13 protein-coding genes are annotated in these 14,085 nt (G+C 51.8%); 7 read left to right on the top strand and 6 right to left on the bottom strand.

What is annotated here, in order from left to right:
- Positions 1–225: 225 nt before the first annotated feature.
- Both H7K52_RS14800 and H7K52_RS14795 read left to right on the top strand, forming a co-directional pair.
- The gene (locus H7K52_RS14800; protein ID WP_003849915.1) at positions 226–801 is read left to right on the top strand and encodes a cytochrome b; all 576 of its coding nucleotides are present in this window, start codon (positions 226–228) and stop codon (positions 799–801) included.
- Between the two features lies 1 nt (position 802).
- Positions 803–1,378: a YceI family protein gene (locus H7K52_RS14795; protein ID WP_078804271.1), complete on the top strand. Its 576-nt coding sequence runs from the start codon at positions 803–805 to the stop codon at positions 1,376–1,378.
- Between the two features lie 39 nt (positions 1,379–1,417).
- Here H7K52_RS14795 and trhO read toward each other — a convergent pair whose 3' ends face one another.
- Positions 1,418–2,467 carry an oxygen-dependent tRNA uridine(34) hydroxylase TrhO gene (gene trhO, locus H7K52_RS14790; RefSeq protein ID WP_003849918.1) on the bottom strand — a complete coding sequence of 350 codons (1,050 nt, stop codon included), beginning with the start codon at positions 2,465–2,467 and terminating at the stop codon, positions 1,418–1,420.
- A 253-nt stretch (positions 2,468–2,720) separates the two neighbouring features.
- On the opposite strand from trhO, the gene H7K52_RS14785 reads away from it, so the two are divergent.
- From H7K52_RS14785 to H7K52_RS14775, 3 genes are all read left to right on the top strand, one after another.
- On the top strand, positions 2,721–3,644 hold the full coding sequence (locus H7K52_RS14785; protein WP_008925917.1) for a Kdo(2)-lipid IV(A) acyltransferase: 924 nt from the start codon (positions 2,721–2,723) through the stop codon (positions 3,642–3,644).
- A gap of 537 nt (positions 3,645–4,181) precedes the next feature.
- Positions 4,182–4,448 carry a hypothetical protein gene (locus tag H7K52_RS14780; RefSeq protein WP_182630174.1) on the top strand — a complete coding sequence of 89 codons (267 nt, stop codon included), beginning with the start codon at positions 4,182–4,184 and terminating at the stop codon, positions 4,446–4,448.
- Between the two features lie 131 nt (positions 4,449–4,579).
- Positions 4,580–4,981 carry a MysB family protein gene (locus tag H7K52_RS14775; protein WP_003849925.1) on the top strand — a complete coding sequence of 134 codons (402 nt, stop codon included), beginning with the start codon at positions 4,580–4,582 and terminating at the stop codon, positions 4,979–4,981.
- Here the strand turns inward: H7K52_RS14775 and H7K52_RS14770 are convergent.
- The 3 genes from H7K52_RS14770 to H7K52_RS14760 all read right to left on the bottom strand — a co-directional run bounded on the left by H7K52_RS14770 (position 4,972) and on the right by H7K52_RS14760 (position 9,420).
- Positions 4,972–5,211 carry a YceK/YidQ family lipoprotein gene (locus H7K52_RS14770; RefSeq protein WP_033743162.1) on the bottom strand — a complete coding sequence of 80 codons (240 nt, stop codon included), beginning with the start codon at positions 5,209–5,211 and terminating at the stop codon, positions 4,972–4,974. The genes H7K52_RS14775 and H7K52_RS14770 overlap by 10 nt on opposite strands.
- A gap of 128 nt (positions 5,212–5,339) precedes the next feature.
- Positions 5,340–7,892 carry a glucans biosynthesis glucosyltransferase MdoH gene (gene mdoH / locus H7K52_RS14765; protein WP_182630173.1) on the bottom strand — a complete coding sequence of 851 codons (2,553 nt, stop codon included), beginning with the start codon at positions 7,890–7,892 and terminating at the stop codon, positions 5,340–5,342.
- Complete coding sequence (locus tag H7K52_RS14760) at positions 7,885–9,420, bottom strand: glucan biosynthesis protein G (RefSeq protein WP_175501468.1); 1,536 nt, start codon at positions 9,418–9,420, stop codon at positions 7,885–7,887. The genes mdoH and H7K52_RS14760 overlap by 8 nt, the downstream gene beginning before the upstream one ends.
- A gap of 268 nt (positions 9,421–9,688) precedes the next feature.
- Here H7K52_RS14760 and mdoC point away from each other — a divergent pair, with 268 nt between their 5' ends.
- Positions 9,689–10,822, top strand: coding sequence for a glucans biosynthesis protein MdoC (gene mdoC / locus H7K52_RS14755; protein WP_003849931.1), 1,134 nt, complete (start codon positions 9,689–9,691; stop codon positions 10,820–10,822).
- A gap of 296 nt (positions 10,823–11,118) precedes the next feature.
- On the opposite strand, the gene H7K52_RS14750 is transcribed toward mdoC, so the two are convergent.
- Complete coding sequence (locus H7K52_RS14750) at positions 11,119–12,579, bottom strand: phospholipase D family protein (RefSeq protein WP_003849932.1); 1,461 nt, start codon at positions 12,577–12,579, stop codon at positions 11,119–11,121.
- Between the two features lie 156 nt (positions 12,580–12,735).
- On the opposite strand from H7K52_RS14750, the gene H7K52_RS14745 reads away from it, so the two are divergent.
- Positions 12,736–13,893, top strand: coding sequence for a glycoside hydrolase family 1 protein (locus H7K52_RS14745; protein ID WP_078804269.1), 1,158 nt, complete (start codon positions 12,736–12,738; stop codon positions 13,891–13,893).
- Here H7K52_RS14745 and H7K52_RS14740 read toward each other — a convergent pair whose 3' ends face one another.
- On the bottom strand, positions 13,894–14,067 hold the full coding sequence (locus H7K52_RS14740) for a hypothetical protein (RefSeq protein ID WP_003849936.1): 174 nt from the start codon (positions 14,065–14,067) through the stop codon (positions 13,894–13,896).
- Positions 14,068–14,085 lie beyond the last annotated feature (18 nt).

Below are 14,085 nucleotides of genomic sequence, written 5' to 3'. Positions count from 1 at the left end.
CATAATGACACTGTTTTATTCCGCACTTTAGGTTAATTCGCTGCCTTATTCGTTGACGAGCCCTTTGCCACAAATAACTCATTCAGAAATATTGCGCATCTTCACCTCCTTTTATTCAGCCATTTCATATTAAAAAATAAAATTTATAGAAACGTAAGGGCAATTGCTTTTATATTTCATAATGTAGATTCTTATTTCATATTATTTCTTTTTTGAAACGACATCATGTTATTACGCAATTCATCTCATCAGTTTGGACTGATTGCCGTGCTGCTGCACTGGTGTATGGCGCTGGCGATTTATGCCATGTTTGCGCTGGGGTTATGGATGGTCGGCCTGGGCTACTACGATAGCTGGTATCACGACGCGCCGGAAATTCATAAAAGCATTGGCGTGATGCTACTGCTGGCGTTGATTGTTCGTCTGGTGTGGCGTGTTATTTCGCCGCCGCCAAAACCGCTGAGCAGTTATTCCCCGCTGGTGCGTATCAGTTCAATGGTTGCGCACCTTTTGCTGTACACCCTGCTGCTGACCATTTTAATCAGTGGCTATCTGATCTCAACCGCCGATGGCAAACCGATATCTGTATTTAGCTGGTTTACCCTGCCTGCGCTGTTCAGCGGTGCAGGCGCGCAGGCTGACCTGGCGGGCGACATTCACCTCTGGCTGGCCTGGACGGTTGTGATCCTCTCGGTACTGCATGGTCTGGCTGCGTTAAAACATCATTTTATCGATCGTGATATCACCCTAAAACGGATGTCAGGTTTACGCATCCCTTCTCCCTCTGAAAAGGATAAATAATATGTTCAAAAAGACTCTGCTGGCGATGACCGGTGCCAGCCTGCTGCTCAGTTCGATGACCGCCAATGCTGCAGACTATAAAATCGATAAAGAGGGCCAGCACGCGTTTATTCAGTTCCGTATTCAGCATCTGGGTTACAGCTGGCTCTACGGCACCTTTAAAGATTTCGATGGCAGCTTCACTTTTGATGAGAAGAACCCTGCAGCAGACAAAGTCGACGTCACGATTAACACCAGCAGCGTCGATACCAATCACGCTGAACGTGACAAGCACCTGCGCAGCGCTGACTTCCTGAACACCAGTAAAAACCCGCAGGCCACGTTTACATCCACAGAGGTAAAAAAAGAGGGTGATGAGCTGAAGATTACCGGCAATCTGACGCTGAATGGCGTGACGAAACCGGTGACGCTGGAGGCGAAAATGCTGGGTGAAGGTAAAGATCCGTGGGGCGGTTACCGCGCTGGCTTTGAGGCCGAAGGGGAAATTGCACTGAAAGATTTCAACATCACTAAAGATCTGGGGCCCGCTTCGCAGAAGGTGCAGCTGATGATCTCAGTTGAAGGTGTACGTCAGTAAAACAACACGCCGCCTGAAGCTCACTTCAGGCGGCCACGTTTATTTCTTCACTGGCGAAGGAATAGTCATATTTAACAGGCCACGTGACTTGTTAAAGATCTTATTGCCATTCTCACGTCCCGCCCGGCGAGCGCGCTGCTCTTCCGGAGAGAGTTTTGCTTCTTCCTGACAGATTGGGCTGCAGCAGTTCTCAAACTTCTCTGCGCAGCTTTTGCACTGAATAAACAGCAGATGACAGCCGTCATTGACGCAATTGACGTGGGTATCACAGGGTTCGCCGCACTGATGACAGTTCGACAGCACGTCGTCAGAAATACGTTCACCCATCCGCTCATCAAAGACAAAGTTTTTGCCTTTGAAGCGTACCGGTAACCCCTGCTCACGCGCGCGGCGGGCATACTCGATGATCCCGCCTTCAATGTGATAGACATCCTCAAAGCCGTTGTGCCGCATCCAGGCGCTGGCTTTTTCACAGCGGATCCCGCCGGTGCAGTACATTACGATCTTTTTGTCTTTCTGATCCTGCAGCATATCAACCGCCATCGGCAATTGATCGCGGAAGGTGTCAGCAGGCACTTCCAGCGCATTATCAAAACGCCCCACTTCATATTCGTAGTGGTTTCGCATATCCACGAACAGTGCGTCAGGATCGTCCAGCATCGCGTTAACGTCTGCTGCTTTAAGATACTGACCCACATTGCTGGCATCGAAACTGCTGTCTTCAATACCGTCTGCAACAATGCGATCACGCACTTTCAGACGCAGCACCCAGAACGATTTTCCATCATCATCCAGTGCAATATTCATACGCAGATTATTCAGCGCCGGATCAAAGCTATAGAGCCACGCTTTCATCTTTTCATATTGACTGGCGGGCACGCTGATCTGCGCATTAATCCCTTCGTGCGCGACATAGACGCGGCCAAACACCTTGAGTGCTGTCAGGCCAACGTAGAGCGCATCACGGAATGCTTTTGGATCAGCAATCTGGAAATATTTGTAAAAAGAGACAGTGGTGCGCGGCTCAGTTTCAGCCAGCATGCGCGCCTTCAGCTCTTTATTGGAAACGAGGTTATGTAACACTGGCATGGTGTTCTTTCCTGTTATCAATAGGAGAATTTTAGCGGGCACATGATACCTGATTTCAGCAGGATGCAAAGGCCAGTGTAAGAACCGATCATCTTGTGCTGTTTTTTCCGCCAATATCTGGAGAGTTTACATCCGCCTGCAGTAGCCTGTTCCGTCAGTGATATTTATACGCTCGATAAAAACTGGCACAATGGCAGAAATTAATGAGATATCAGCACCGCACGGTGCGCGACGCAGGAAAATTAACCTTCATATGACCCAGTTGCCTCAGTTTTCACGAGAACTGCTTCACCCGCGCTATTGGTTGACCTGGGTGGGTGTCGCTTTTCTTTATCTTTTGGTGCTACTTCCCTATCCCCTGCTTTATGTTCTCGGCTGCAATATTGGTCGTATCGGGATGCGTTTTATGAAGCACCGCGTCAGTGTCGCCCGACGTAATCTGGAATTATGTTTTCCGGAAATGCCGATCAATGAACGTGAAGCGATGGTAAAACACAATTTCGAATCGGTTGGCATGGGATTGATCGAGACCGGGATGGCATGGTTCTGGCCTGACTGGCGCATCAATAAATGGCATAAGCCTTCAGGTCTGGAGCATATTCAGCAGGCGCGGGATAGTCAGCGTGGTGTACTGCTTATTGGCATGCACTTTCTGACACTGGAAATTGGGGCGCGCATGTTTGGTATCCATAATCCAGGCATTGGCGTCTATCGCCCTAATGACAACAAATTGATCGACTGGCTGCAGGTTAAAGGCCGGATGCGTTCAAATAAAAGTATGATTGACCGCAAAGATCTTAAAGGAATGATTCGCGCGCTGAAAAACGGCGACATTATCTGGTACGCACCCGACCATGATTATGGCCCACGCAGCAGCGTTTTTGCGCCCTTCTTTGCTGTGGAAAAAGCGGCAACCACGGTGGGCACCCATTTGCTGATTCGTACTGGTAAACCGGCGGTTATTCCCTTTGTGCCGCGTCGTCTGCCTGGTGGTCGTGGTTATGAACTGATGATACTGCCTGACATCAGCGACGAATTTACGCTGGAGAGCGATGTTGTCACCGCTGCCAGAATGAACAAAGTGGTTGAAGAAGGCGTGTTGCTGGCACCGGAACAGTATATGTGGCTTCATCGTCGCTTTAAAACCCGCCCCGAAGGCGAACCCTCCCGTTATTAATCCTTTCGCGCTAAATGTCTTTCTGGCATTTAGCGCTTTTCTTACTCTATGCTCTGCTGAATAAATCAGTCGCTCGTGGCGGGTTCATCGTTTCATCGAATTTTCAGGACCGTTAATTAATCAACCATGAAGTTCAAAATAGTTTATTTATCTATTTAAAATTCGATTTTATAATCAAAAACCTTACTAATAGGCGCTATTCTGCCTGATTTTCTTTTTAGTCATTAATTTTCAGCGTACTGTATTTAATGTTATCTGGTGCTAATTAACTTTCAAACCAGGCCTAATCCTATTTAGCCAGGCTTAACGATGTATTCTGGCTAATAGATCGATTAAAATTAACTTATATTACAAGCTTTTGCCTTGTTAATTTGACCTATATTCCTTTTTACATTTTTTTAACAGTCTGATAGACCGTTATGGCATTTGAAGAAGTTAAAGCTAATCGGTAGTTTCTTTCGTGACAGTCAGATCTTTAACCGCTCTGACAAAAATTATAAAAAGACAACACAGCAAACCTCTATCGGGACATATTATATGAACAAAGGTCTCTACTATTACGTCACAATTGGTACCGATCAGGAAAATTATCATTTCCTTCATCGTAAAGGGTGTAAGCGAATGCCAGATAAAGATGAAGTCATCTTCATTGGCACTTTATATAACCTGAACCAGGCGCTTTCCATCGCCAGAATTAATTTTAAGAAAGTTAAGCCCTGTATAAAATGCTGTATCCGCTACTCAGCGCCGGTGATTCATGACTCTGTTCAACCCGTTCTGCACTTTCCACAAAAGATGATCTGACCCTGACTGGCGGGAAATGGTTTATTTCCCGCCAGTTGCACTGACCCGCCCTTTCCCTCCCCTGAATTTCGTCTATCCTTCACTGAAATCAAATGAATCTGCAGTTAATGAACCCGGTAAGGAGAAGATTGATGAGCATGTACAGTACGTTAGAGGAAGCGATTGATGCTGCACGTGAAGAGTACCTCGCTAACAATCCTGAGGTGGATGAAGAAGAAGCATCGATCAGTCAGTTTGGCCTGCAAAAGTATGTCATGCAGGATGGCGATATTATGTGGCAGGCTGAGTTCCTGACCGATGAAGGTGAAGCGGGCGAATGCCTGCCCTTCCGCAGCGGTGACGCCGCACAGGCCATCTTTGATGCTGACTTTGACGAAGTTGAACTGCGTCAGGAGTGGTTAGCAGAAAATACCCTGCACGAGTGGGATGACGGCGAATTCCAGCTTGAGCCGCCGCTGGACACCGAAGAGGGTGAAGCCGCCGCGCAAGAGTGGGAAGATGATAACAGCGACTCCGATCGCAGTTATTCGTAAGGACCGTGACTGGCATCCACCGGTAACAACAGGGTGTCAACCACCAGCGACAGTGGCAAATCGAGGATCGTTAAGACTCGCCAGCCGCTGTCGCGTACATCCCACTGTACGCCGGGATAATACTGATTGCCGTGTCCCTGTCCCGGCAGGGTGCGACTGATGATACTGCCGCATCCGCTTAAGCAAAGCACCGCAGCTACAACAACGCCTGCCTTTAAAAATGCTTTCACCACTGATACCCGCTATGAACTGCCATTGAGAACGTCACGCGCTGCTCACGGTGACTGCCAGCAAACAATTTATCAGCGTATCGCTGTTTTAATCCCATAAAAAAGCGGCATCGCTGCCGCTTTTCAGATTACGCGTTTTTTGCCAGCGCGTTAGGGTTGAGGTTAAGTTTCTGATAACTCTCTACCCACTGATGATACTTATCCGCATTTTCCCACAGTCGGGTATGAACACGGGCCAGTACCACCGGATCGCTGATTAACTGCAGTCGCTGCTCGCGGCCCAGTTTATCCGGTGCATCGCTCAGTGCCTGATCCACACGACGGTCACGTGCATAGTCCAGCAGCTGACTCTGCTTATGGCGCGATGTCGCCAGTGCCGTTGCGAGTGCGTTAAACGCAGGATGGAACAGGGCATGCATAAAACCATTTTCCAGCGCACGTTCGCGGTTTAGCAGCACATAACGATCGGTATCCACCAGCTCCTGCGGCGGCGAGTACTCTTCCGGGATCAGGAACAATTTGGCTTTCTTGCTCTTAAGACCCAGTGTTGAGCGGCTCGACATCACAGAAACAAACGGAGACAGAATCAGCGAGAAGACAATCGGGGCCAGCCACCACAGGAAGTTAAGATCCAGCAGTCCCATACCCGTTGCCCACACCAGACCCAATGCCATCTGCGAACCGTGACGTTTAAATGCCTCGCTCCACGGTGTCGCATCGTCATCACGTTGCGGAGAGTTCCACACCACTTCCCAGCCGAGGAAGGCACTGACAACAAACACCGTATGGAACAGCATACGTACCGGCGCCAGCAGCACTGAGAACAGCGTTTCCAGCACCAGTGAAGCCAGCAGGCGCAGAGGACCTCCGTAGGCTTTTGACCCTTTGAACCAGATCAACACCACACTCAGCATCTTCGGCAGGAACAACAGCACCATGGTGGTCGAGAAGAGCGCTATCGCCAGCTCCGGACGCCACTGCGGCCAGACCGGGAACAGCTGCCGCGGTTGCAGGAAGTAGGTCGGTTCCATCAGCGTATGCACCACCTGCAAGGCAGTTGAAAGCGCAAGGAACATAAACCACAGCGGAGCAGACAGGTAGGACATAACCCCTGTCAGGAAGACCGCACGGTGGACCGGGTGCATCCCTTTTACCAGGAACAGGCGGAAGTTCATCAGGTTACCGTGACACCAGCGGCGGTCACGCTTCAGCTCATCCAGCAGGTTCGGTGGCAGCTCTTCATAGGATCCCGGCAGGTCATAGGCAATCCAGACGCCCCAGCCAGCACGACGCATCAGCGCAGCTTCCACAAAGTCATGGGACATGATCGACCCGGCAAAAGAGCCCTCACCCGGTAACGGAGCCAGTGCACAGTGCTCAATAAAGGGTTTTACGCGAATAATAGCGTTGTGACCCCAATAGTGAGATTCGCCCAGTTGCCAGAAGTGAAGACCGGCCGTAAACAGCGGACCGTATACACGCGTGGCAAATTGCTGACAGCGCGCATACAGCGTATCCATACCCGATGCTTTCGGCGACGACTGGATGATCCCGGCATTCGGGTTAGCATCCATCATGCGTACCAGACCGGTGAGACACTCACCGCTCATAACGCTATCCGCATCCAGCACGACCATGTAGCTATAGTTGCTGCCCCAGCGACGGCAGAAGTCATCGATGTTGCCGCTTTTACGCTTCACACGACGACGACGACGGCGATAGAAAATCTTGCCTGCGCCGCCAACATCCCGCACCAGCTCCATCCAGGCTTTCTGCTCGGCAATGGCGATATCCGCATCGTAACTGTCGCTGAGGATGTAAACGTCAAAGTGTTCAGCGTTACCGGTGCGAACCACGGATTCCCATGTCGCACGCAGACCGGCGTAAACACGCTCAACGTCTTCATTACAGATCGGCATAATCAGCGCAGTACGATGTTCCGGATTTAGCGGCTCATCTCCGACCGTTGAATAAGAGATACTGTATTTGTCACGTCCAATCAGCAGCTGCAGGAAGCCCATCAGTGCTGTCCAGAAGCCAGCAGAGACCCAGCAGAAGAGTATGGCGAACAGGAACAGGATACCGGTCTGCAATAAGTAAGGCAGAATCTGCATCACTGACTGCTGCCAGTTCTGATTGATCATCTCCATCGGATCCAGAAGCGTCCAGCCCTGATAAGGCAGAATACTCTTCATGTACCAGGTGGCGACCACCGTCTGAAATATGGTCAGGATCAGCAGGATGTAGCGACGAATTGAACCGACATGACGCCACTTCTCTTCGGCACGACGCTCTTCCGCATTGGCATAACGCGGAACCGATTTGTGTCCACGAAGTGAGTCCCAGGCACGGGCGACCGGGTTGGTCCGCCACGCTTCCGGGAACATCAGTGAGCGTTTGACCTTCGGCATCGCTTTCAGCGTGGTGCGGTCGAGATAATCTTTGCCCAGCTGCTGACCGTCGGCCAATGAATCAGGCCAGGCCATTTCAACCCGCGATGAGACCGATTTTAACGGCGCATCATCCGGACGATCACTGGCTGCGACATCCCTTCCCAGCGCATCATGGATGAAGTGGAACTCGCCGGCATTCTGCAAGGAGACGCTCAGGCGTGCCTTCTCTGCCGCATCCAGCGGCAGAGATTCCACATAACGTTGAGGTGTAAAAGTCGATTTATTCATTGGCAGGTAACTGATAGCTCCAGGTTTCCGTCAATGTCTTGTCGCCGCTTACCAGGGCCGCACGCATTTCCGTGGACTGTTTGGCATCTTTCACACGCAGACGCAACACCAGACGCCAGCCTTTGGTGACCGGGTTATAACGTACGCTCTGCTCAACCACATCAGCATTTTTACCGACGCTGACCTGAGGTGCCACCTGACTGTTTTCCGCCATCTTACTCATGTCTTTACCCACGAAGTCGATGGTGAAAGCCACGGTGCCATCCGGCTGACGCACCAGATTAGATTGCTTCACGTCACCCGCTGAACGCAGGGTATTTTTGACCCAGGCGGTATCATCGGAGTGCAGCTGGTTTTCGTCGCGCGAGAAGTGCAGACGATATTTGAAGTTCATCTCTTTACCAGGCTCTGGCAGCGTCTCTGGCGTCCAGAAAGCAACGATGTTGTCGTTGGTTTCATCTGCCGTCGGGATTTCAACCAGTTCAACCCGGCCTTTACCCCAGTCGCCGATTGGCTCAACCCAGCCGCTTGGACGCAGGTCATAGCGGTCGTCCAGATCCTGGTAGTTGTCAAAGTCACGCCCACGTTGCAGCAGACCAAAACCTTTCGGATTCTCAATGGTGAACGTGCTCACCGCCAGATGACGCGGGTTATTCAGCGGACGCCAAATCCACTCTCCGTTGCCATTATGGATAGAGAGTCCATCAGAGTCGTGCAGTGCCGGACGGAAGTTGTTCACCGTCGACGGCTGGTTCTGACCAAACAGGAACATACTGGTCAGTGGTGCGATCCCCAGTTTGCCGACGTTATCACGCAGGTAAACTTTAGACTGCACATCAACCGTTGACGCTTCACCCGGATGCAGCACAAAGCGATACGCGCCCGCCGCACGCGGCGAATCAAGCAGTGCGTAGATCACCAGTTGCTTGTCCTGCGGTTTAGGACGCTGAATCCAGAATTCTTTGAAACGCGGGAACTCTTCACCGGATGGCAACGCCGTATCGATGGCAAGGCCACGCGCCGACAGGCCATAAACCTGGCCAGCACCGATCACACGGAAGTAGCTTGCACCCAGGAAGCTGGCGATCTCATCGTTTTTACCCTTGTTGTTGAGTGGGTAAAGCACTTTGAAACCCGCAAATCCGAGGTTTTTTACCGCTTCTGCGTCATGTTTTACGTTACCGAAATTAAAATAGTCGGGGTTGTATTTAATCTCGCGTACCGCGCTGCCCGTCACTTCGTTGATCTGCACCGGGGTATCGAAATACATGCCCTGATGATAGAACTCCAGCTTGAATGGCGTGCGCAGTTTGCCCCAATACGCTTTATCGTGGTTAAACTGGATCTGCTGATAATCAGCAAATTTCATTTCACGAAATTGAGAGGGTAAATTGCTTTTAGGCGCTTCAAAGCTTTTCCCTGCCAACGCTTTGGCTTGTTTGGCTACATCATCGATGTTAAACGCCCAACTGTTATTGGCGTACAACGCCAGCAGAACTGCAGTACCAATCCAGCGTACCTTCATCAGTCCGGCTTTATTTTTTTCTTTAGTCGGCACATCCCCCCCTTTCGTGTGCTTAAATCAAACCCGTTTATCTTAAAGGATTATTCGGTTTTCCGACAGCTTATGCGCAACATTGTTCCCGCATTTCGTCTGGGTTAACGCTACTTTTAGGACAATTAGACACTACGGATTCCACTGATAGTATACCTGGTTTATCCCAGGTAGACTTTTCACAGAACATAATCCGGTTTCAGGGTGAAACCGGCCATACGTACTAACGAACTGGAACTTTATGAGTACTGTAAAACCTGAACGTGAATACTTTCTCGATTCCATACGCGCGTATCTGATGTTACTGGGGGTACCTTTTCATGTTTCCCTCATTTACTCCGCGCAAAAATGGGCCGTCAACAGTCATGAGGCCTCGTTATGGCTGACGCTGCTGAATGACTTTATTCATGCATTTCGTATGCAGGTGTTTTTTGTCATTTCAGGATACTTCTCCTACATGTTGTATCTGCGCTATCAGCCACGTCGCTTCCTGAAAGTGCGTCTGGAGCGTGTGGGGATCCCGCTACTCACCGCCGTTCCGCTGCTCACGCTGCCGCAATTTTTCATGCTGAAGGCCTGGACAGATAAGCTGGCTGACTGGCCGCGATTCACGCCGTATCAGAAATTCAATAACCTGATGTGGGAGCTGATTTCACACCTGTGGTTCCTGGTGGTGCTGGTGATGCTGACCACGCTCGGCATGGTCACGTTCCGCTGGTTGCGCGATCAGCACCGCACCATTGATTATACGCGGGTGGGCTGGGGAGCGTTGACCGCGGGTGTACTGACATGGGCGCTGGTGTGGTGTGTGTTCCGCCGTCTGGTGTTTATATTCCAGCCAGCCTGGCTGATGGATGGCTTATTCAGCATTGTGGTTATGCAAACGCTTTTCTATCTGCCGTTCTTTATGCTGGGGGCGCTGGCATGGAAACATCCGCCGCTGAAGCAGTTGTTTGTGCGGTTTAATCCGGTGATGTGGATCGGCGCGGTGGTGATGTTTGTTGCCTACTGCACAAATCAGCGTCTCAGCAGCGGCGATGGCTGGTTATATGAGCTGGATGCGATTATCACCACACTGATGGGTCTCTGCATGCTGAACGTCTGCTTCTGCTTTGGTCATAAGCTGCTGAATTCGCATTCGCCACGCATCATGTATCTGGTGAATGCGTCGCTGTTTATCTATCTGGTGCACCATCCGCTGACGCTCTTGTATGGTATTTATGTCACACCACGGATTGAAAACAACACGCTGGGCTTCTTTGTGGGCCTGCTGATGGTGTTTGGCATCGCGTTTCTGCTGTATGAGATTCACCTGCGCATCCCGCTGCTGCGCTTCCTGTTCTCGGGGAAATTTGAGCGTAAACAAACACAATGACAGGCGATCACTGATCTCAGGCCATCAGTGAGGTCAGGCTATAAATGATGTGTCTCACAGACAGCTTAAGCGTTTAAAGCGATGGGAGCATACACACGTAGCAAAGCATAGCGGGCCAGGGACACAAACGTCGGGAGCGTTTTTGAACAACGCAACGCGTTGGCCCGGCAACGGGCGCACCTCAGAGATGAGGTGCGTAATCGCCCGCGCTGAGCGAGCCAGGGATGGCGGGTTTTGCGTCTTTGCGGAGGGCGTATGTTTCCTGAGCCAGCGCCTGAACCAAGGCAAGGTCCGGTTTACAGCAGCCACTCAATCGGCAGTCGCCACACCAGCCTTACCTGAAGACGTTGCCACCACGAGCAACCCGGTTCGTGTTTATGCACAATCTGCTGCGGCTCATCCGGATACTCCAGCCAGTTAACCCTTCCCCACTTATCCAGCCGCAGCGTCCATGCCCGATCGCGCATCGAGTGGCTGAAACGCTGATGCGTCTCTGCGGCCAGCGCCGCACTCTCAATGACCAGCCCCATCTCGGTATTCAACACGGCAGAACGCGGATCGAAGTTAAACGAACCGATAAACAGCGTCTGTTGATCTACCGAAAAGGTTTTGGCATGCAGGCTGGAGCCCGAGTTACCGGTTAATCCCCGGTCGTGCGGGGCATCAGGCACGCCCGCCTGTGGTTTAAGTTCATAGAGCGCGATGCCGTGACGCAGCAGTTTTTTGCGCCACTTAGCATAGCCGGCATGGACAATTGAGACATCGTTGGCCGCCAGCGAGTTGGTCAGAATGGCAATTTTTACCCCTTTGCGCTTCAGCGCCAGCAACTGAGCGACGCCAGCGCGTGTCGGCACAAAATAGGCAGAGATGATGTCGAACTGCTCCTGCGGCGTACCAATCACCTCCATCATCCGCTGCGGCAGCAGGCTTCTGGCGCGTGCTTTACCCAGTCCTTTACGCGGATCATCACTGAGCAGTCGCGCTTTCGCCCAGGTCAGGTCCAGCGTGCCCTCTTCCAGCTCCTGTAGCAGTGACGAATTTTCCAGCCGCTGAAGGTAACGCTGTACCGGTTCACTGTGACGCCATTCTGCTGGCAGGCTCACACTGTCCTCTTCGGATTCCTCTTCATCCAGCACCTGCTGCAGCTTTGATACCGGCTTACTGCGCCAGTAACGCTCAAAATCCTCTGCGACTTCTTTCACCACCGGGCCTATCGCCATCACGTCCAGATCGGCAAACAACGGTTCATTGCCGGTGCCGAAATATTCGTCGCCGATATTACGCCCGCCGACCACAGTCGTGACACCGTCCACGGTAAAGCTCTTGTTGTGCATGCGGCGATTCAGACGGGTAAAGTCAGTGAGATATCCCAGTGCGCGCAGGGTACGAAACGAGAAGGGATTAAACAGCCGCACTTCAATGTTGGGATGGCGATTAAGCTGGGCGAGCGTATCGTCCAGGCCCGGCGTATTGTTGTCATCCAGCAGCAGCCGCACTTTCACGCCACGACGGGCCGCCTCCAGCACCGCGCTGAACAGCAACCGTCCCGACAGATCGTTTTGCCAGATGTAGTACTGAATATCGAGTGAACGTTCCGCTTTTTGCATCAGCAGATAGCGTGCGGCAAAGGCATCCAGCCCGTCGCTCAGCTGATGTACACCGCTCATTCCCGGATGACGCTGACACTCTGGCTCCAGCTGCGTTTCCAGCCAGCTGGTACGTTCCGATGACTGGGAGAGCTCAAACGCTTCGGTCATGACAATTCCCTGTAAAATGCAGTTATTTTTTATTATTCCCCGGCCCGCCCTCTGACACCATACCTCTGTTCCGAATGCGTGGGCAGTTATGGGCGTTTTTTAGTCTAGACTTAACCGGACGATCTGTGACCGGCATTAACCCGGCAGGAGAGGAATATGTCTCATCAATCCCTTACAGATGCCCGCCAGCGCTACCATCCCAGCCTGTTTCGCAGCTTTTTTCAGGGCAGTTTTCCCTGCTCCACCGCCTGCCGTACACCGGGTAAACGGCTCGATATGGTTTTCAGCAGTGGCCACGATATGCTGCTGGAAAAAGATTATGCTGCCCTGACTGAACAGCATCTGCTCACCGCCCGTGACGGTGCACGCTGGCATCTGATTGAAAAGATCCCCGGCCAGTATGACTGGCAAAGTTTTCTGCCGATGATAGAAGCTTCACAGCGTCAGCAGATGGAGATCATCTGGGAGCTGGCGCACTTTGGTTATCCCGATCATCTTAATATCTGGAAAGCCGAATTCGTTGAGCATTTTAGTCGTTTCGCCCGTGCGATGGCACAACTGATGCGCGATCAGGGCATCGAACGCCCCTTCTTTACGCCGGTAAATCAAATTTCATTCTGGTCATGGGCTGGAGCCGATGTGGCCTGGTTCAATCCCCATGCCGCTAATCGCGGTAAAGAACTGAAGCGACAGCTGGTCCGTGCCTCGCTGGCAGCGATTCACGCCATTCGCGAAGTCTATCCGGAAGCACGTTTTGTTCTGACCGATCCGCTGGTACAGATTGCCCATCATCCCGATAATCCAGACAGCAAACCTTACGCGGATGCGCAGCATCAGGCGCAGTTCGAGGCCTGGGATATGCTGGCCGGTCGCGTTGATAAAGAGTTAGGCGGCAGTGAAGATTGCCTGGATATCCTGGGCCTGAACTACTATCCCGATAACCACTGGTTTTTCCCCGACCAGCCGATGTCACTGGAGGATCCGGCACGAACTCCACTGCACATTTTGCTGGCGCAGTGCTGGCAACGCTACCAGCGCCCGATGTTAATTGCCGAAACCGGCGCAGAGGGTGACGCGCGCGCCCCCTGGCTGCAGGAGATCAGTGAAAACGTGGCGGTAGCGCTGGATCACGGCATTGCAGTGGAGGGCATTTCGCTCTATCCGGTGGTGGAGTATCCCGCCTGGGCTGACGACCGGCGTTCACCCGGTCCGCTGCTGGGATTAGCTGATCCTAATGGCAACCGCAAGCTGCATGAAGCGCTGGCGCTGGTTCTGCGCAGTCAGCAGATTAAGTTCACCACTCGTAACGCATAATCAGGCATGCTGAGAAGGATGGTTCTTCGGGTAACAGGAGCGAACATCAAGAGAGGGATCGGCAGGATGACGAACGTCGGTCAGCCAGACCATGGTAAACAGGAAAGTGACCCCGATCAGGCAGGCCGCCAGCAAACCGATAATTGCGATTAATTTGTCATCTCCGGAGTCCATCGCCTTCTCCTTATGCCA

Source organism: Pantoea hericii (genome assembly GCF_014155795.1).
Taxonomy (GTDB): Bacteria; Pseudomonadota; Gammaproteobacteria; order Enterobacterales; family Enterobacteriaceae; genus Pantoea; species Pantoea eucalypti.
This window is presented reverse-complemented; position numbering and strand designations above follow the sequence as displayed.